The sequence below is a fragment of the Thiohalocapsa marina genome, assembly GCF_008632335.1.
GTDB classification, from domain to species: domain Bacteria; phylum Pseudomonadota; class Gammaproteobacteria; order Chromatiales; family Chromatiaceae; genus Thiohalocapsa; species Thiohalocapsa marina.
On the sequence record NZ_VWXX01000005.1, the window covers coordinates 114,637 to 131,227 of the forward strand.

17 protein-coding genes are annotated in these 16,591 nt (G+C 66.7%); 4 read left to right on the top strand and 13 right to left on the bottom strand.

The features are described 5' to 3' along the window. The first annotated feature begins 5 nt into the window (after positions 1-5). Positions 6-686 carry a TIGR04282 family arsenosugar biosynthesis glycosyltransferase gene (locus F2Q65_RS05685; RefSeq protein ID WP_150091471.1) on the top strand — a complete coding sequence of 227 codons (681 nt, stop codon included), beginning with the start codon at positions 6-8 and terminating at the stop codon, positions 684-686. A 132-nt stretch (positions 687-818) separates the two neighbouring features. On the opposite strand, the gene dmeF is transcribed toward F2Q65_RS05685, so the two are convergent. The 7 genes from dmeF to F2Q65_RS19405 form a co-directional block, all read right to left on the bottom strand. After that, the gene (dmeF, locus tag F2Q65_RS05690) at positions 819-1,787 is read right to left on the bottom strand and encodes a CDF family Co(II)/Ni(II) efflux transporter DmeF (protein WP_150091299.1); all 969 of its coding nucleotides are present in this window, start codon (positions 1,785-1,787) and stop codon (positions 819-821) included. 11 nt (positions 1,788-1,798) lie between these two features. Then, complete coding sequence (locus F2Q65_RS05695) at positions 1,799-2,809, bottom strand: transketolase family protein (RefSeq protein ID WP_246155998.1); 1,011 nt, start codon at positions 2,807-2,809, stop codon at positions 1,799-1,801. A 4-nt stretch (positions 2,810-2,813) separates the two neighbouring features. Continuing rightward, positions 2,814-3,815, bottom strand: coding sequence for a transketolase (locus tag F2Q65_RS05700; protein WP_150091301.1), 1,002 nt, complete (start codon positions 3,813-3,815; stop codon positions 2,814-2,816). Further along, a complete protein-coding gene (locus F2Q65_RS05705; RefSeq protein ID WP_150091303.1) occupies positions 3,812-4,483 on the bottom strand; it encodes a hypothetical protein in 672 nt (223 codons plus the stop codon). The genes F2Q65_RS05700 and F2Q65_RS05705 overlap by 4 nt, the downstream gene beginning before the upstream one ends. Before the next feature lie 52 nt (positions 4,484-4,535). Next, positions 4,536-5,300, bottom strand: a complete 765-nt coding sequence (locus tag F2Q65_RS05710; protein ID WP_150091305.1) for a YciK family oxidoreductase — start codon at positions 5,298-5,300, stop codon at positions 4,536-4,538. Between the two features lie 147 nt (positions 5,301-5,447). Then, positions 5,448-5,948, bottom strand: a complete 501-nt coding sequence (locus F2Q65_RS05715; protein ID WP_170265554.1) for an FKBP-type peptidyl-prolyl cis-trans isomerase — start codon at positions 5,946-5,948, stop codon at positions 5,448-5,450. A gap of 8 nt (positions 5,949-5,956) precedes the next feature. Beyond that, the gene (locus F2Q65_RS19405) at positions 5,957-6,097 is read right to left on the bottom strand and encodes a hypothetical protein (RefSeq protein WP_170265556.1); all 141 of its coding nucleotides are present in this window, start codon (positions 6,095-6,097) and stop codon (positions 5,957-5,959) included. Positions 6,098-6,296: 199 nt separating this feature from the next. Here F2Q65_RS19405 and F2Q65_RS05720 point away from each other — a divergent pair, with 199 nt between their 5' ends. Further along, positions 6,297-7,169, top strand: a complete 873-nt coding sequence (locus tag F2Q65_RS05720) for a tetratricopeptide repeat protein (RefSeq protein ID WP_150091309.1) — start codon at positions 6,297-6,299, stop codon at positions 7,167-7,169. A gap of 73 nt (positions 7,170-7,242) precedes the next feature. On the opposite strand, the gene F2Q65_RS05725 is transcribed toward F2Q65_RS05720, so the two are convergent. Beyond that, on the bottom strand, positions 7,243-8,259 hold the full coding sequence (locus tag F2Q65_RS05725; RefSeq protein ID WP_150091310.1) for a calcium/sodium antiporter: 1,017 nt from the start codon (positions 8,257-8,259) through the stop codon (positions 7,243-7,245). 130 nt (positions 8,260-8,389) lie between these two features. Between F2Q65_RS05725 and F2Q65_RS05730 the strand changes: the two genes are divergently transcribed. Together F2Q65_RS05730 and F2Q65_RS05735 are read left to right on the top strand one after the other, a co-directional pair. Next, positions 8,390-10,408, top strand: a complete 2,019-nt coding sequence (locus F2Q65_RS05730) for a metallophosphoesterase family protein (RefSeq protein ID WP_150091312.1) — start codon at positions 8,390-8,392, stop codon at positions 10,406-10,408. 80 nt (positions 10,409-10,488) lie between these two features. Further along, positions 10,489-10,776: a hypothetical protein gene (locus F2Q65_RS05735; RefSeq protein WP_150091314.1), complete on the top strand. Its 288-nt coding sequence runs from the start codon at positions 10,489-10,491 to the stop codon at positions 10,774-10,776. Positions 10,777-10,830: 54 nt separating this feature from the next. Here the strand turns inward: F2Q65_RS05735 and F2Q65_RS05740 are convergent, their stop codons facing one another. The 5 genes from F2Q65_RS05740 to napA all read right to left on the bottom strand — a co-directional run bounded on the left by F2Q65_RS05740 (position 10,831) and on the right by napA (position 16,532). Next, positions 10,831-11,454, bottom strand: a complete 624-nt coding sequence (locus tag F2Q65_RS05740) for a NapC/NirT family cytochrome c (RefSeq protein ID WP_150091316.1) — start codon at positions 11,452-11,454, stop codon at positions 10,831-10,833. A gap of 126 nt (positions 11,455-11,580) precedes the next feature. Beyond that, positions 11,581-12,066, bottom strand: a complete 486-nt coding sequence (locus F2Q65_RS05745; protein WP_150091318.1) for a nitrate reductase cytochrome c-type subunit — start codon at positions 12,064-12,066, stop codon at positions 11,581-11,583. A gap of 70 nt (positions 12,067-12,136) precedes the next feature. Then, a complete protein-coding gene (gene napH / locus F2Q65_RS05750) occupies positions 12,137-12,979 on the bottom strand; it encodes a quinol dehydrogenase ferredoxin subunit NapH (protein ID WP_150091319.1) in 843 nt (280 codons plus the stop codon). Continuing rightward, entirely contained in the window at positions 12,976-13,848 is an 873-nt protein-coding gene (napG, locus tag F2Q65_RS05755) for a ferredoxin-type protein NapG (protein WP_150091321.1), read from the bottom strand. Before napG ends, napH begins: the two co-directional genes overlap by 4 nt. Positions 13,849-13,943: 95 nt before the next feature. After that, positions 13,944-16,532, bottom strand: a complete 2,589-nt coding sequence (gene napA / locus F2Q65_RS05760; protein WP_246156000.1) for a nitrate reductase catalytic subunit NapA — start codon at positions 16,530-16,532, stop codon at positions 13,944-13,946. Between the last annotated feature and the right edge of the window lie 59 nt (positions 16,533-16,591).

The window sequence follows — 16,591 nt, forward strand, 5'->3', positions numbered from 1 at the left end:
CTGATTTGGTTTCAGCGACAACAGCATCCAGCCAAGCCACACGGGTACTGGTCTTCGCCAAGACCCCAGTGGCCGGCGAGGCCAAGACGCGTCTGATGCCGGCGCTCGGTGCGGATGGCGCAGCGCGTCTGGCCGAGCGTCTGACGATGCAGACGTTCGACATGCTGGCGGCGTCCGGGCTCGGGCCGATCGAACTCTGGTGCGCGCCCGATGTGCGGCATCCGCTCTTCACACAGGCAGCCGGGCGCCATGGCTGGGCGCTCCATCCCCAGCGGGGGCGCGATCTGGGTGAGCGTCTGTGGTCTGCCGCTTCGCACTCGCCCGGCGGCCTGCTGATGCTGGGCACCGACTGTCCGGCGCTGACCGGGGACCATTTGCGCCAGGCGCTTGCCTGCCTGTCGAGCCAGGATGCCGTGCTCGGACCCGCGGAGGATGGCGGTTATGTACTCCTCGGCCTGAGGCGCGCGCATGCATCGCTCTTCACCGACATGCCCTGGAGTAGCGACCAGGTCGCGGCCATCACGCGCGAGCGACTTCGGCACCTCGGCTGGACCTGGTCGGAACTCGCCCCACTGCCCGATATCGATCGCCCCGAGGATCTGGCCAGATTGCCCGACGCCTTGCGTGACAGCCTGGCTGGATCGGCTTGGCAATCAGGCCAACACGCATCATGCAGTCGGTCTTGAGCAGAGTGGTTGGTTCATGTTGGGCAGCGGCCTGGGCCTTCAGGGTCTCTGGACGATGGAAGCCGAACACCTCCCGCGAACGCGGGCTCGGATCATACCCATTGGCGAAGCGGGTGATAGACCGTCCCTCAATTATTGATTGATTTCGACGGTGATGTGGGCCAATTGTGGGTGCTGGCCGAGCATCTGCCGGACCGTGCCTGGTTCGATGGGGTCAGAGACCACCAGTGACAGGATGCAGGCGTACTTGTTGCGGCCGACCCGCCATAGGTGCAGGTCGGTGATCCGTGCCGGCACCGGGAGCCGGGTGACGGTCTCCCGGACCACGTCCACCAGCGGGGTGTCCATCTCCGCGTCGATCAGGACACGTCCGGAATCGCGCAGCAGGCCGTAGGCCCAGACCGAGACCAGGGTGGCACCCACAAGCCCCATCACCGGGTCGAGCCAGGCGGCGCCCCAGAGCTTGCCGCCGAACAACGCCACGATGGCGAGGACGGAGGTGAGGGCGTCCGTGAGCACATGCAGGTAGGCGGCGCGCAGGTTCAGGTCGTGGTGCCGGGCATGGTCGCCTTGCCAGTGATCATGTTGGTGCTCATGTCCGTGGCCGGGCTGTGGGGCATGATGGTGGTGGTGATGTCCCTGGCCATCCCGGAGCAGCCAGGCGCAGACGAGGTTGACCACCAGTCCGAGCACGGCGATGCCGATGGCCTGGTCGTAGTGGATCGGGGTCGGTGCAAGCAACCGTTCGACGGACTGAAACACCATGAGCGCGGCCACGCCAAGCAGCAGCATGGCGCTGGTGTAGCCGCCGAGGATCTCGATCTTCCAGGTGCCGAAGGCGAACCGGGGGTCGTGGGCGTAGCGGCGGGCAGCGGCATAGGCCAGCACCGCCAGCCCCAGGGCCAGCGCATGGGAACTCATGTGCCAGCCGTCGGCGAGCAGGGCCATGGAGTTGAAGATCCAGCCGCCGGCGATCTCGACCATCATCACCGTGGCCGTGAGCCACACGACCCAGCGGGTGTTGCGTTCCGCGAGGGGATTGCCCTCGTCGAAGACGTGGGTGTGTTGCCAATGCTCGGGATCGAGGTCGACGTGCGGCATGGACGCTGGGGTCAGAGGTCCTCGGTCTTGTCTGCTGCCTGCAGGGTGCCGAGGCGCACGGCGGCCAGGTCTGCTTCGCTGATCTCCAGGGGCTGGCCGGTGAGGTCTTCGGCGGCGCGTACCAGGGCCATGGCGTCCAGGCCGTATTCGCGCATCAGGTAGTCGCGGCTGGCGCCGTGGGCATAGCGGTCGCGCAGACCGATGCGGATCAGACGCTTGCCGATGCCTTCTTCGGCCATGCGCTCGGCGGTGGCGGCGCCGAGGCCGCCGATGATGCTGTGGTTCTCCATGGCGATGACGCCGTGGCGGGCGCCGGCGATGGCCGCGCTGATCTGCGGGTCGTCGAAGGGCTTGAGGGTCGAGACATGCAGATGGCTGATGCTGACGCCGCAGGCGGCGAGGGCAGCGGTGGCGCGCATGGCCTCTTCGGTGCAGATCCCGGAGGACAGCACGCAGAGATCGTCGCCCCGGCTCAGCACCCTGGCCTGTCCAAACTGCAACGGCGCATTGGCCGGGAACAGTCGCGGCACCTCGCCGCGGAGCTGGCGCACGTAGACCGGACCGTTCACGGCCTGGGCCACGTCGAGCATGGACTCCACATCGGTGGCGTCGCCGGCCTCGAGGATGGTCATGTTCGGGATGACGCGCATCAGGGCGACGTCGTCGATGGCCTGATGGGTGACGCCGCCGGGGGTGGTGATGCCGGGCAGGAAGCCGATCATGCGTACCGGCAGGTTCGGATAGGCGATGGACATGGCCAGCTGGTCGTAGGGCCGGCGGGTGATGAACACCGCGAAGGTGTGGATGTATGGGAAGAACCCCTCGCGGGCGAGCCCGGCGGCGAAGCCCATCATGTTCTGCTCGGCCATACCCAGGGAGAAGAAGCGCTGCGGATAGGCGTCGCGAAAGCCATCCGCCTCGCAGGAGGCGGTGAGGTCGGCGGACAGCACCAGCACCTCGGGTCGCTGCGCGGCCCAGCGGACCAGGTTGTCGCGATGGGGACGGGTGACGGTCTCGATCATCGGCTTATCCGGTGTGGCCCAGGGTGGTTTGACTGGAAGCGGTGTGACTGGCGGCGTTGGCGCTTGCTTCCTGCGCGCGCATCTTGTACAGCAATTGCTCGTAGGCCTTGAACTCGGCGTCGCTCTTGAAGCGCACATAGTGCAGCTTGGGTGCGCGCTCGCGCATGCGCTCGATGCCGCGGCAGGGATCGGTGCGGGCGATGACGGCCAGCGGGCGGTCGCCGTTGCCGAAGCCCTCGGCGGCTGCGGTGAGCGCGTCGCTGTCGTGGCCGTCCACCTCATGCACCTCGGCGCCGAAGGCGCGCAGACGTTCAGCCAGCGGCTCGATGGTGGACACCTCGTCCATGGCGCCGTCGCATTGCTGGGCATTGGCGTCGATGTACACACCAAGGTTGCCGATGCGGTGGTGGGTCAGGGCGGCGAAGGCCTCCCAGGTCTGTCCCTCCTGAAACTCGCCGTCGGACATGAATACCCAGACCCGCCCTGGCTCGCCGCGCAGCCGGCGCGCCAGGGCGATGCCACCCGCCTGACTGATGGCCTGGGCCAGGGAGCCGGCGGTGACCTCGTGCCCGGGTGAGTGCTCGGCACCGATCAGCTCGACGGTGCTGCCGTCCCGGTTGAAGGCGTCCAGCGCATCCGGTCCCAGCCGGCCCAATTCGATCAGCAGCGAGTAGAGCACCAGCGCATAGTGCACCGGCGAGAAGATGAAACGATCCAGATCCGGCGCCTTCGGGCCGTTGTAGTCAGCGCCGGTGAATGCGTGCGGGTTGTCCGCGGCGGGCACGCCGGCGAACGGACGCGGCGTCAGCGGCGCCTGACTGGGGCCGAGCCGCATGATGCGCAGATAGAGGGTGGCCAGCAGCTCGGCGGACGAGCAGGCCTGGCTCAGGTAGCCGCCGTTGTGCTTGAGGGTATGCTCCAGCACGCGGCGGCGAACGGCATCGGCGATGCGGGCCACCTGCTGCCGTTGTTCGTTCCCGCTGGACGTCGGGTCGGTCGGGTTCATGGGCGCTGCTCCGGGGCCGTTGAGGTTGGTGACGTGGGCCGCACCGAAAGATACAGCATCGGACCGAGCAGCGGCAGATGCATCAGCAGGACCATGGCAGGGTGCAGACGGATGCCTCCGGGCTGATGTAGCCCACGGCGTTGGCGATCGGTCGCTGACGCCAGATGCAATGCCGTGGTCAACACGATCAGGTCCGCGGTCATCAGGGCGATGAATTGTGACTCGCCAGCCTGCGCGGCAAAGGCCCCCGGATTGCCGGCGACAAGGCCAAAGGTCAGCAGCCCAAGGGTGATCAGCAGCAGCACGACGCCGGCCGTGCGAGAGCCCAGGGCACGGACGAAGCGGTTCGGCGCCGGATCCAGCGGTGCGTCGCTGTCGCGTATCGCCAGATAGGGCAGCAGGATGATGCCGCCCAGAAAATAGCCGCCGATGGCGAACGGCCGGGGGCTGGGGCGTCCGGTGTCGAACAGCAGCAGCGCCAGGAAGGCCGTCGGCAACACGCCGAGCAGATGGAAGACGGCGATGGCCAGCGGGTCGAGGGCCTCGGTCTGCAGGGTGGCCAGCGCGATGACCTGGCCCAGGGTGTCCGGCGCCGGCGCCGGCGCGAACAGCACCCAGAAACCCATGAGCCCGAGCCAGAGCAGGGCGTAGGCAGCGCGCGCGGTCATTCGGTCAGCCATCGGACCAGCTCTCTTGTTGGCCTTCTGGTCAGCCTTGCGGTCAGGCATCGGCCCTAACCTGACCAGGAGACGCACTCAGGGCCTGTCCGGTGGTGCCTTGGGCGTCCGGCCCCAGCAGCCACAGGTAGGACGGAGCCACAGTGTCAGGCGACGGCAGCGTGGTTGGGTCCTCGCCGGGATAGAGCTCGCGGCGCTGGGCGCTGCGCACGACACCGGGGTCCAGGCTGTTGACGCGGATGCGGCTGCTGTCGCGGGTCTCTTCCGCCAGGGTCTGCATCAGACCCTCGATGCCGAACTTGGCGGCGCTGAATGCGCCCCAGTAGGCCAGGCCCTTGCGCCCGACGCGGTCGGCGGTGAAGACCACGGAGGCATCCTCGGCGGCACGCAGCAGCGGCAGGGTGGCCTGGGTCAGCAGGAACGGGGCGGTGAGGTTGATGCGCAGCACGCGCTCCCACTGGGCGGCGTCGTAGTCGTCGATGCGGCTCAGAAAGGGCACGAAGGTGGCGCAATGCACCAGCCCGTCGAGGCGGCCGAACTCGTCGCCGATGGTGTTTGCAATGCCGAGATAGAGCGATTCGTCTGCGTTTTCCAGATCGAGCGGCAATGTGGCCGGCTGCGGACCGCCAGCGCTTTCGATCTCGTCGTAGACGCTATTGAGGCGCTCCTCGTCGAATCCGCTCAGGATCACGGTGGCGCCGTGTCCGGCGCAGGCGCGGGCGACGGCCTGACCGACGCCCTCGGCGGCACCGGTGACAAGGATGACGCGCTCTGCGAGCAGGTCGGGGCTGGGTTGGTAGTCTTGCATCGTATGGTTTCGGCTCAGCGGCGAATGAGCTGGAAACGCTAACCGATGCGGCGGCGGCTGGAAATGATTTTTTTCTCGCGTGGTGGCCTATGGAGAGGCTGATTCATTGGCCTCCCTGATCCGGTCCGGGCCAAAATCAGCGTCTCCCTAACCGATGGCCAGCACCTTAACCCGCACCCGCAGCCCGCGCCGGGACAGGGGGTGGTTGAAGTCCACCCGTACGCCGTCTTCGTCAGCCCCGATGATGGTGCCGGCGGTCTCCTGGCCACCGGGGGTCTCGAAACGCAGCACCTGGCCAGGCTCCGGCAGGAAATCCGGCGGCAGGTCGGCACGGGGGAGGGTCTGCAGGAGCCCTTCGTCGATCGGACCGTAGATGTCCGTGCCATCAGCCAGGATCTGCATCTCCTCGCCCACCGCCAGCCCCTCCAGCAGGCCTTCCAGACCCTTGGCCAGGGTGCCGTCGCCGATGCGACAATGCAGCGGCTCGTCGTCGAAGGTGGACACGACCTCGGTGCCGTCGTCCAGGTGGATGGCCAGATGCAAGGTTGCTTGCCGGCCGTGCGCAATGGTCCGGGCGGCGGCTTCTTTACCGGTCTCGGTTGTGGCGGCCTCGCCTGCGTCGGCCGTCCGTGCGCGGGAGGGCATCATCATCCGGCTCAGGTCATCATCTCCTGGGTGACGAACAGGTAGCCAAGGCTGACCGTGACCACGGCAATGGTCAGATAGGGGATAAGGATGCACACCCCCGGCAGATCATTGCAGACTCGGCTGAGACGGCACAGGTTGCAACGTTTCATGGACAGGGCTCCCGCAGGTGGTCGTACAGGGCGTGGGCAGGTGCTCGGGTGAGTCTGCCTGCTCTTGTGGTTTGTACGAATGCAGTACACCGATAATACCAAAATTATCTCTGATTTCAACTGAAACCATCGGCTTGTGCGACGCTGGAGTGGAACCGCATAGTGCTGATCTGAACGGCTGACAGAAGGACGCGCATCCATGCCGGAGCCCACGACCACGCCTGCGGCCCCTGTGCTTGCGGGCACGAGCGAGAATTTTGACCGCCTGGTGCTGGAGAACTCCCGCCGGGGACCGGTGTTGGTGGATTTCTGGGCCGCCTGGGCGGGGCCGTCGCAACGCCAGGGTGAGCTGCTGCGGCGACTGGCGCAGGAGTACGGCGGCCGCTTCCTGCTGGTCAGCATCGACACCGACCGGGAAAAGGCCGTCGCCGAGCGCTTCGGCGTGAAGAGCCTGCCCTCGTGCCGGCTGTTCCGCCGGGGCACCGTCGTGGAGCAGGTGCATGGCATGCAGACCGAGGCGGACTACCGGGCCCTGATCGAGCGACATCTGGTACCGGTGGCGGGGCGGGTGCAGGCGGCGGCACTGACGGCCTGGCAGAACGGCCAACAGGCCGAAGCGCTGCAACTGCTGGCAGAGGCGGCGGTGGCTGAACCAGCCGATCCGGCGATCCCGCTACTAATGGCGAAACTGCTGGTGCGGCAGGGGCGGCATCAGGACGCCGCGGATCTGCTGGGGGCGTTGCCGCCGACACTGGCGGCTGAGACCGGCATCCGCCGACTGCAGGCGCATCTCGGTCTCATCCGGGCGGCGGCTGACACGCAACCGGAAGATCACTTGCAGGCCGCCATCGATGCCGATCCGGACGATCACGCCAGCCGCTACGGCTTGGCCGCCCGGCGCCTGCTTGCCGACGACTACGACGCGGCGCTGGAGCTGCTGGCGGAACTGCAGGCGCGGGCGTCGGACTGGCAGGGTGGCGCCGCGATGCAGGCCATCCTGGCGGTGGCGGACGTGCTCGGCCCGGACGACGCCCGGGTCCGGCGCGTCCGCCGGCGGTTGTTCGATCGCTGATGCCTGGTGCGGGCTGAAAGCCGGCTGCAGCCTGGAGCAGATAGCGCAGCCAGCACGGCCATCGGGAGCGGAATCAGGGCAGCGCACCGGGCGCTGCAACAGCCAACCCGCCAGCCAGCGCACCGGTGACTTGCAGCACCAGATAGGTGTTGTAGGCGACGAAGGCAGTCAGCAGGATGCCGCCTTCAATGCGGTTGATGCGTCCCTCGCCGCGGAAACCGTAGGCCATGACGAACAGCGCCAGGGTCATGGCAAGCATCACCGGCCAGTCGCGGTAGAGTATCTCGGGCGACAGGTCGGGCACCGGCGCAATCACACCGGCGATGCCCACCACCGCCAGCAGGTTGAACATGTTGGAGCCGACCACGTTGCCAATGGCGATGTCGTGCTCGCCCTTGCGGGTGGCGATGACGGACGCCGCCAGTTCCGGCAGCGATGTACCCAGTGCGACGATGGTCAGGCCGATGATCAGATCACTGACCCCCATGGTCTGGGCCACGCTGACGGCGCCCCACACCAGCACGCGGGAGCTCACCACCAGCAGCAGCAACCCGGCGACCAGCCAGAAGATGGCGCGCCCAAGGGTCATGGGGTGCACCTGCAGTTCCTGATCGATTTCCGACCCCAGCTCGTCGGTGCGGTTGCGCAGGGCGGCGAAGATGCTCCAGCCGATCAGGGCGAAGAATCCCGCCAGCAGCAGCCCGGCCTCCACGCGCGTGAGGCTGTTGCCCCAGAGCAGGGCGCCAAGCAGCAGGCTGAGGAACAGCAGCAGGGGCAGTTCCTTGCGCACGATCCGCGACTGCACCGCGATGGGGGCGATGACTGCCGTGACGCCGAGCACGAGGCCGGTGTTGACGATGTTCGAGCCCAGCGCATTGCCCAGGGCCAGCTCCGGATTGCCTCCCAGGGCGGCCATGGCCGAGACCACCATCTCCGGCGCCGAGGTACCGAAGCCGACGACGATCATGCCGATCAGCAGTGACGGCATGCCAGCATGTCTGGCGGTAGCGGCGGCGCCGTCCACGAAACGGTCGGCACTCCAGATGAGCAGCGCGAAGCCGCCGAGGATGGCGATGACAGCAAGGATCATGAAAAGGTCCAAATGTGATACGCAGGACGAACCCGAAAGCTTCCCAGCTTAACCCAGGCAGCACGAATGCGCATTGCCGCGTTGGCGCGCGCTGTTGGCAGCCAGCGGCCGTTCCGTTTAGATTGCGGCCATGACTGACAACGACGACACCCTGCCGCTGGTGCTCGCCGGGCCGATCCTGCGACGGATCACCCGGGACCGGCTGACCCTGTGGATGGCGCTGCGGGAGCCTGTGCGGCTGCGGCTTGAGCTCGACTGCGAGCAGTCGGTGCTGCATCGTCTCCAGTGCGATCCGGCCGCCGCGGAGGATCGGGGCGCCGGCACCTGTCGGCTCATCCGTGCCGGCCGGCAGCTGCATTATCTGCTGCTCGATCTGCCGTTGACGCGCCCGTTGCCCGAGGATCGCTGGATCGGTTACCGGCTCGCGCTGCAACCCCTCGATCCGCCGGAACAGCCCTGGCAGGACTGGCGCGACTGGGCACCGGATCTGTGCTATCCGGGGCGGTCATCGCCGGGGTTCGTGCTGGTGTCGCGGGTGGAATCGCTGCTGCACGGCTCCTGTCGCAAACCGCACCATCCGGGGGGCGATGGCCTGGTCCAGGCCGACCGCCTGCTGGCGCGTTGCAGCGCCGCACGGCCGGGGGTGGAGACGGACGCCCGGGAGGCTGCCGCCGCGGCGGACATCCCGCCGGCCTGGCCTGCGTTGCTGGTGATGTCCGGCGACCAGGTCTACATGGATGACGTCGCCGGCCCCATGCTGCGCGCCATCCATGCCTTGGTCCACCGGCTCGGCCTGCCGGATGAAGCGCTGGAGGGGGCGGAGGAGAGCGGCGTCTACGACGCGCAGTCGCTGTACCGGCATCCCCACGGCTATTACCGGCGCGAGCGCCTGCTGCCGCGGCATCGACGCAACCTGGCGCTGCTGGAGATCCTGTTCGGCGGTGTCGAGAAACCCGTGTTCACCACCAACAGCGCCCACAATCACCTGATCACCCTGGGCGAGATGCTGGCGATGTACCTGCTGGTGTGGTCGCCCGCGGCCTGGACAGGCATCCGGCTGGATCCGCCGCCGGGGCTGACCGCGGCGGAATGCGAGCTGTTCGGGCAGGAGCGCCATGCCATCGAAGCCCTGCGCGCGGATCTGCCGGCGGTGCGCCGGACCCTGGCGCATCTGCCGGTGGCGATGATCTTCGACGACCACGACATCACCGACGACTGGAACCTGAGTCGCGAATGGGAAGAGGTGGCCTACGGGCATCCATTCTCCACCCGGGTGATCGGCAATGCGTTGCTGGCCTACCTGGTCAACCAGGCCTGGGGCAACCGTCCGGAGGCCTTTCCGGATGACCTCATGGACCGGTTGCAGCAGGCGCTGGCGGTGCCGGGCGGCCCGAGCCATGCAGACTGCATCCGGCGTCTCCTGTCTTTCGGCGACTGGCACTATGACTGGCCCACGTCGCCGCCGCTGGTGGTCATGGACAGTCGCACGCACCGCTGGCGCTCGGAATCCGCCGCGCGCAAGCCGTCGGGGCTGCTGGACTGGGAGGCCCTGACAGCGTTGCAGCAGACCCTGCTGGGCCACCGGGCGGTGCTGCTGGTGTCGCCGGCGCCGATCTTCGGCGTGAAGCTGATCGAGGCGATTCAACGCCTGTTTACCTGGTTCGGCCTGCCGCTGATGGTGGATGCGGAGAACTGGATGGCACACCCGGGGGCGGCGCACGCGATGCTGAACATCTTTCGCCACCCGAGAACCCCGCAGACCTTCGTGGTGCTGTCCGGGGATGTGCATTACTCGTTCGTCTACGATGTGGAACTGCGCGGACGCGTGCGCGGCCCGGACATCTGGCAGATCTGCAGCAGCGGTGTGCGCAATGCCTTTCCGCCCCGGCTGCTGGCGGTGCTCGACCATGCCAACCGGTGGCTGTACTCGCCGCGCTCGCCGTTCAACTGGTTCACCAGGCGCCGGCGGATGCGGGTGGTGCCGCGCAAGCCACAGGGAACCCCCCGGGGCCGGCGGCTGCTCAACGGCAGCGGCATCGGACTGGTGGAACTGGACGCCGAGGGCGTGCCCTGGCGGATCCGGGAACTGCTTGCGGACGGGCGCATGCCGGCCTTCGTACGACGCGAGGGCGAGTCCCACTGGAGTTGACACTGGAACTGGCACTGAGGTCGATCGCCGGCGCCTGGCCAGGGGTATACTGGAGCGCCATTCCAACGGAGGCACAGCCCATGGCCACACCCGAATCCGAAGCCGGCGTCCTGCAGGCGGTCCTGGAAAAGCTGGAACAGTACACCCTGCCGCGGGCGCTGGACATCAAGAAGATGGTCGACGCCGGCGGCACGCTGGGCGAGATGGACCTGGCGTTTCTGGACAACGCACTGGAGGGACTGCGGCGCAACGGCCCGTTCGTGGAGCATCACCCGGACTGGGCGCCCCTGTATTCGCGCATGGTCGATCTCTATGATCAGATCACGAAGACGGCGCTGGCGAACGAACAGACAGGCCAGCGGGCCTGAGCAGCGCCGTCCCCGCCTGGCGGGCGCGCCGAGCGCACGGCGCGCCCGTCGGCATCACTTCCGCGTCGAGGCCGGATCCAGCCGCGTGTAGAAGACGCTCTTGCCGGGGGCATCCTGCTCCGGGTCGTACTGCATCGGCAGGCTGTGGGCGATGCCCTTGTGGCAGTCGATGCAGGTCAGGCCCGCCTCTTCCGCGTCCTGGTGGCCCTGGCTGCTGCGTGACTCCTGCTTGGTGTAGTCCATGGAGTCGAACTCGTGGCAGTTGCGGCACTCGCGGGAATCGGTACGCTTCATCTCGCTCCAGACGTTTTGCGCCAGGCGAAAGCGCTCGGCCTCGAACTTCTCCGGCGTGTCCACGTCGCCCATGAAGTGGTGATACAACTCCTTGCTCGCGCGGATCTTGCGCACGAACTTGTGCACCCAGTCCTTCGGCACATGGCAGTCCGGGCAGGTGGCCCGCACACCGGTGCGGTTGGTGTAGTGGATGGTATCGGTATATTCCTCGTAAACATTAACCCGCATCTCGTGGCAGGAGATGCAGAATGCCTCCTGGTTGGTGGCCTCCATGGCGGTGTTGAAGCCGCCCCAGAAGACGATGCCGATGGCGACACCGACGAGCAGGATCACCAGTGTGGCCTTGCGGGCGCGGGAGGGTTTGGGCGAAGCGTGATCAGACATGACGATCCTCGAAGTCGGTCAGTGAGGGTTGCGGTTGCGCCGTTGTGGTGCTGCCGTGGCAGTGATGCGGTTTCAGTGCTGCCGTTCCAGGGGCGCCGTCGTCGCCGGAACCGGGCGCGTCGGGCCTCAGCGCCCCTGGAAGACGTTCTCCACCAGCGGCATCGCGCCGGCCTGGGGGGCGTGGCACTGGGTGCAGAAGTAGCGGCGCGGCGCGATGCCGTTGGTGCGATTGCCGTCGCGGTCCAGGAAGTGGCTGCTGGCCACGGCCGGCGCCTTGGCCGCCTCGTAGGTGGCTGGGCTGTGGCACTTGAGGCAGCCGTTCTGGCGCAGATTGATGCTGTACTTGTCGATGGGGTGCGGGATCATCGGTGGCTGCTCCTCCCAGCTCACCTGGAAGCCGCCGGGAACGGCCAGCGTGGGCTTGTTCAGGGTCTCGTCGGACGCGTCGGTGACGGCGTGACCGCGCAGGGACGCAACCCCCACAGAGGCGTTCGCCGGTTGGGTAGACGATAGGCTCGACGATTGGGCGAGGGCCTGGCCAAGAGCCGGGCCGAGGTTGGCCGTGATCAGCGCGGCGGCGCCGACGAGCAGGGTAAGGATCGGTTTTTTCATCTCTCTCTCCGCCATCTTGATCGTGCATGTTTTCGCTTCTTAAGCTGAAGCGCCGGTTGAGGTATCTTATTTAAGATTTTATTTTTAATTGGAAAACATCCTTGCTGCAAACATCGATGCAGCGACCGCAGCGGGTGCAGTCCAGGCTGGCGATGCGCGGACCCAGCCCGGCCGCGGCCCCCTTCAGCGCGGGTTTGATCACCTGGGGCTCGGGGCAGATGTCGAAGCAGTCCATGCAGTCATCACAGCGCTCGCGCCCGGTTGCGGCGACATGGACCGGCGACTTGGCGCCGATCAGCGCGTAGCAGGCCCCCACCGGGCACAGGTGCCCGCACCAGCCGCGTCGCACCAGGAACAGGTCGTACAGGAACACCGCCAGCAGGATCAGCCAGGCCCAGCCGAAGCCGAAGATCAGCCCGCGGTGCAGCATCGAGACCGGATTGACGTATTCCCACACCATCACGCCGGTGAGCGGCGGAAAGGCCAGCACCAGGCCCAGCAACCACCAGCGCAGGTTGCGTGACAGCCGAGCACCGGAGCGGATGTCGAAGCGCCGGCGCAGCCAGGCGGCGAGGTCGGTGATCAGGTTCACCGGGCAGACCCAGGAACAGAACACCCGCCCGCCCAGTACGGCGTAGAACACCAGCACCAGCAGGGCGCCGATCAGACCGGTCATGGCCGGCCAGGTGCCGGAGAGCATGGACTGGGTCAGCAGCAGCGGATCCGTCAGGGGCAGGATGTCCAGCGTCATGCTCGAGGACAGCGTGCCGGTGACCAGCCAGGCGCCGAACAGCGGGCCGAGCAGGAACATGAACAGCACGCCGAACTGGTTGAAACGCCGCAATAGCAGGAAGCGATGGGCCTTGAGCCAGCCCTGTTCGGCCACGGCCGTCTTGCCGGGATAGTCGGTCATAGCGGCCCCCTGCGGTTCAGGCTGTCCAGCGGGTTGGCCGGGAACGGCGTGTCTGCCGGTGCCGATGCCGGCGCGTCGATCAGGCCCTCGCCGGCGTGGTCATAGCGCATGCCCTCGGGCAGGTTGTAGCGGTGCTCGGCATCCGGGGCCACCAGCGCGCCGCCGGCCTGCTGCTTCTGCTCCCAGCCCAGCCGGTAGTGTTCACCCAGCTTGCCTTGGGCCAGATGCCGCGGCAGCACCTTGATGGCGGCCTGGTCAAGGATGCAGGCCTCCTCGCACTTGCCGCAGCCGGTGCAGTGCTCGGAATGCACCACCGGGATGAACAGGGCATGCTTGCCGGAGCGGGCGTTGTGCTGCAGGTTCAGCGAGATGGCCTCGTTGCGCACCGGGCAGATATTGAAGCAGACCTCGCAGCGCAGGCCCTGGAAGGCGATGCAGGCCTCCTGGTCGATGAGCACCGCCAGTCCCATGTCTGCATCGCGGATGTCGGTGAGGGCGTGATCCAGCGCATTGGTGGGGCAGGCGACCACGCAGGGGATGTCCTCGCACATCTCGCAGCCGGCCTCGCGAGCGATGAAGTAGGGCGTACCGGTGGGGATGTCCTGGCCCAGCCGGGCCAGGTGCAGCATGTCGTAGGGGCAGTCGCGCACGCAGAGTCCGCAGCGGATGCAGGCGCCGTCAAAATCCTCCTCGGCCAATGCCCCAGGCGGGCGCAGGGCCCAGGCCGGCAGGCTGGAAGCCCGCCGGCTGTAGAGCCCAAGGCCAAGTCCGACCAGGCCCACGGCACAGGCCGTCTTCAGGGTCTCGCCGATGAATTGGCGCCGGGAGAGGCCTTGCCGGACGGGAGCATTGCTTTTTGGCGCTGACATCGTTTTCCGACTCCTGTGTAGGATCAGGGTTCAGGGTTCAGGGTTCAGGAGGCAGGCCAGCGGCAATCGCTGCACCCTGCACCCTGCACCCTTCCTTAAACCCGCTCTACCTTACAGGCGCACTTCTTGTAGTCGGTCTCCTTCGACAGCGGGCAGGTGGCATCCAGCGTGAGCTTGTTGACCAGCCGATTGGCATCGAACCAGGGGACGAACACCAGGCCATTCGGTGGCCGGTTGCGCCCACGGGTCTCGACACGGGCCTTGATCACGCCGCGGCGGGTGGAGATCTCGGCCATCTGGCCGTCGCGCAGGCGACGCTTCTTGGCGTCGTCCTTGCTCATGTAGACCACGGCATCGGGCACGGCGCGATAGAGCTCGGGCACGCGCCTGGTCATGGAGCCGGAGTGCCAGTGTTCGAGCACACGGCCGGTGCAGAGCCAGAGGTCGAACTCGTCGTCCGGGCTCTCCGCCGGTGGCTCATAGGGCGCGAAGATGATGTTGGCGCGGCCGTTCTTGTTGCCGTAGAAGTAGACGTCGCCCTTGTCGCCGTCTGGGTTGTAGGCGGCCACATGGGGATCATAGCCCTCACGGAAGCGCCAGAGGGTCTCCTTGCCGTCGATCACCGGCCAGCGCAGGCCGCGGGCCTCGTGATAGGCCTGGAACTCGGCCATCTCGTGGCCCTTCTTGAGGATGTCCGGGCCGGAATTGAACATCCGGTATTCCTCGAACAGACCCTTCTGCACGTAGAAGCCGAAGTCCTCGCTCTCGTGGTTCTTGTATTCGTTGCCGCGGCTATCGACGACCTTGCCCGCGTACGGGAACTTGTCCACCTGGCCGTTGGTGTAGAGCACCTCATACAGGCTCTTGCCGGCGTACTCCGGCATCTGGTCGATCAGTGACTGCGGCCAGACCTCCTCCACCTTGAAGCGCTTGGCGAACTCCATGATCTGCCAGAGGTCGGACTTGCTCTGCCCGGGCGCATCGGTCTGCTGACGCCAGAACTGGGTGCGCCGCTCGGCGTTGCCGTAGGCGCCTTCCTTCTCCACCCACATGGCCGTGGGCAGCACCAGGTCGGCGGCCTGGGCCGAGACCGTGGGGTAGGGGTCGGAGACGGTGACGAAGACCTCCGGATTGCGCCAGCCGGGATAGGACTCCTCGTTGAGGTTGGCGGCCGCCTGCATGTTGTTGTTGCACATCTGCCAGTAGCAGTTGAGCTTGCCGTCCTTCATCATGCGGTGCATGAGCACGGCGTGATAGCCGACCTTGCCCGGAATGGTGCCCTCGGGCAGCTTCCAGACCTTCTCGGCGAAGGCCCGATGTTCGGGCTTGGCCACCACCAGGTCCGCCGGCAGGCGGTGGGCGAAGGTGCCCACCTCACGGGCGGTGCCGCAGGCCGAAGGCTGGCCGGTGAGGGAGAAGGGGCTGTTGCCGGGCTCGGAGATCTTGCCCATGAGCAGGTGCACGTTGTAGCAACTGCCGTTGACCCAGGAGCCGCGGGTGTGCTGGTTGAAGCCCATGGTCCAGAAGGAGCTGACCTTCTTGTTCGGGTCGGCGTAGGCCTTGGCCAGGCGCAGCAGGTTCTCCTGGGGCACGCCGGACAGCTCGGAGACGTATTCCAGGGTGTAGGGCTCCACCTGCTTGGCGAATGCGTCGAAGCTGGAGGGCAGTTTCTTTCCGACACCAGCGTTTGCCGCCTTTTGCTCCAGCGGGTTTTCCGGTCGCAGGCCATAGCCGATGTCGGTGGTGGCGGTCTCGAACTGGACGTGCTTGTCGATGAATTCCTGATTGTAGCTCTTGGTCTGGATGATGTAGTTGGCAATGTAGTTGAGGATGGCCAGATCCGTCTGCGGCTTGAACACGATTGGGTTGTCCGCCAGTTCGTAGCAGCGATGCTCGAAGGTGGACAGCACATGCACCTCGCAGCCTGGCTTGGACAGACGGGTGTCGGTCAGCCGCGACCACAGGATCGGGTGCATCTCGGCCATGTTGGCGCCCCAGAGCACGAAGACATCGGCGTGCTCCAGATCGTCGTAGCAGCCCATGGGCTCGTCGATGCCGAAGGCGCGCATGAAGCCGACCACGGCGGAGGCCATGCAATGGCGGGCATTCGGGTCCAGGTTGTTGGAGCGCAGCCCTGCCTTCATGAACTTGGAGCCGGCGTAGCCCTCCCAGACCGTCCACTGACCGGAGCCGAACATGGCCACGCGCGAGGTCATCTCGTCCACCGACTTGCCGGCGTTCTCCTGCATGCTCCTGTTGATGGCCTTCTTCCATTGCTCGGCCATGACGTCGAAGGCCTCGTCCCAGCTCACCGCTTCGAAGTTGCCGTCCTTGTGATACTTGCCGTCCTTCTTGCGCAGTAGCGGCTGGGTCAGACGGTCCTGACCATAGAGGATCTTGGGCAGGAAATAGCCCTTGATGCAGTTCAGTCCGCGATTCACCGGCGCGTCGGGGTCACCCTGACTGGCCACCACCTTGCCGTCCTTGACCCCCACCAGCACGGAGCAGCCGGTGCCGCAGAAACGACAGGGCGCCTTGTCCCAGCGGATGTCCGGTTCCGGTTGCTGGGCCTGGTTCTGAGCCAGCACCGATGCCGGCAGCGAGACGCCGGCCGCGGTGGCGGCGGCCATCAGTGCCTGGGACTTGATGAAGGCGCGTCGGGTGATGTTCCGGGTGCTGGTCACGAGGGTCTCCTCCGGGGTGCAGGCTGCGGGGTGCGGTCTGGGTGGGGTTGAAGCGAGTC

What these genes read in the sequence shown, in the direction of transcription:
- dmeF (WP_150091299.1), bottom strand. Translation starts at nt 1,787, where the DNA reads ATGCCGCACGTCGACCTCGATCCCGAGCATTGGCAACACACCCACGTC.
- F2Q65_RS05695 (WP_246155998.1), bottom strand. Translation starts at nt 2,809, where the DNA reads ATGATCGAGACCGTCACCCGTCCCCATCGCGACAACCTGGTCCGCTGG.
- F2Q65_RS05700 (WP_150091301.1), bottom strand. Translation starts at nt 3,815, where the DNA reads ATGAACCCGACCGACCCGACGTCCAGCGGGAACGAACAACGGCAGCAG.
- F2Q65_RS05705 (WP_150091303.1), bottom strand. Translation starts at nt 4,483, where the DNA reads ATGACCGCGCGCGCTGCCTACGCCCTGCTCTGGCTCGGGCTCATGGGT.
- F2Q65_RS05710 (WP_150091305.1), bottom strand. Translation starts at nt 5,300, where the DNA reads ATGCAAGACTACCAACCCAGCCCCGACCTGCTCGCAGAGCGCGTCATC.
- F2Q65_RS05715 (WP_170265554.1), bottom strand. Translation starts at nt 5,948, where the DNA reads ATGATGCCCTCCCGCGCACGGACGGCCGACGCAGGCGAGGCCGCCACA.
- F2Q65_RS19405 (WP_170265556.1), bottom strand. Translation starts at nt 6,097, where the DNA reads ATGAAACGTTGCAACCTGTGCCGTCTCAGCCGAGTCTGCAATGATCTG.
- F2Q65_RS05720 (WP_150091309.1), top strand. Translation starts at nt 6,297, where the DNA reads ATGCCGGAGCCCACGACCACGCCTGCGGCCCCTGTGCTTGCGGGCACG.
- F2Q65_RS05725 (WP_150091310.1), bottom strand. Translation starts at nt 8,259, where the DNA reads ATGATCCTTGCTGTCATCGCCATCCTCGGCGGCTTCGCGCTGCTCATC.
- F2Q65_RS05730 (WP_150091312.1), top strand. Translation starts at nt 8,390, where the DNA reads ATGACTGACAACGACGACACCCTGCCGCTGGTGCTCGCCGGGCCGATC.
- F2Q65_RS05735 (WP_150091314.1), top strand. Translation starts at nt 10,489, where the DNA reads ATGGCCACACCCGAATCCGAAGCCGGCGTCCTGCAGGCGGTCCTGGAA.
- F2Q65_RS05740 (WP_150091316.1), bottom strand. Translation starts at nt 11,454, where the DNA reads ATGTCTGATCACGCTTCGCCCAAACCCTCCCGCGCCCGCAAGGCCACA.
- F2Q65_RS05745 (WP_150091318.1), bottom strand. Translation starts at nt 12,066, where the DNA reads ATGAAAAAACCGATCCTTACCCTGCTCGTCGGCGCCGCCGCGCTGATC.
- napH (WP_150091319.1), bottom strand. Translation starts at nt 12,979, where the DNA reads ATGACCGACTATCCCGGCAAGACGGCCGTGGCCGAACAGGGCTGGCTC.
- napG (WP_150091321.1), bottom strand. Translation starts at nt 13,848, where the DNA reads ATGTCAGCGCCAAAAAGCAATGCTCCCGTCCGGCAAGGCCTCTCCCGG.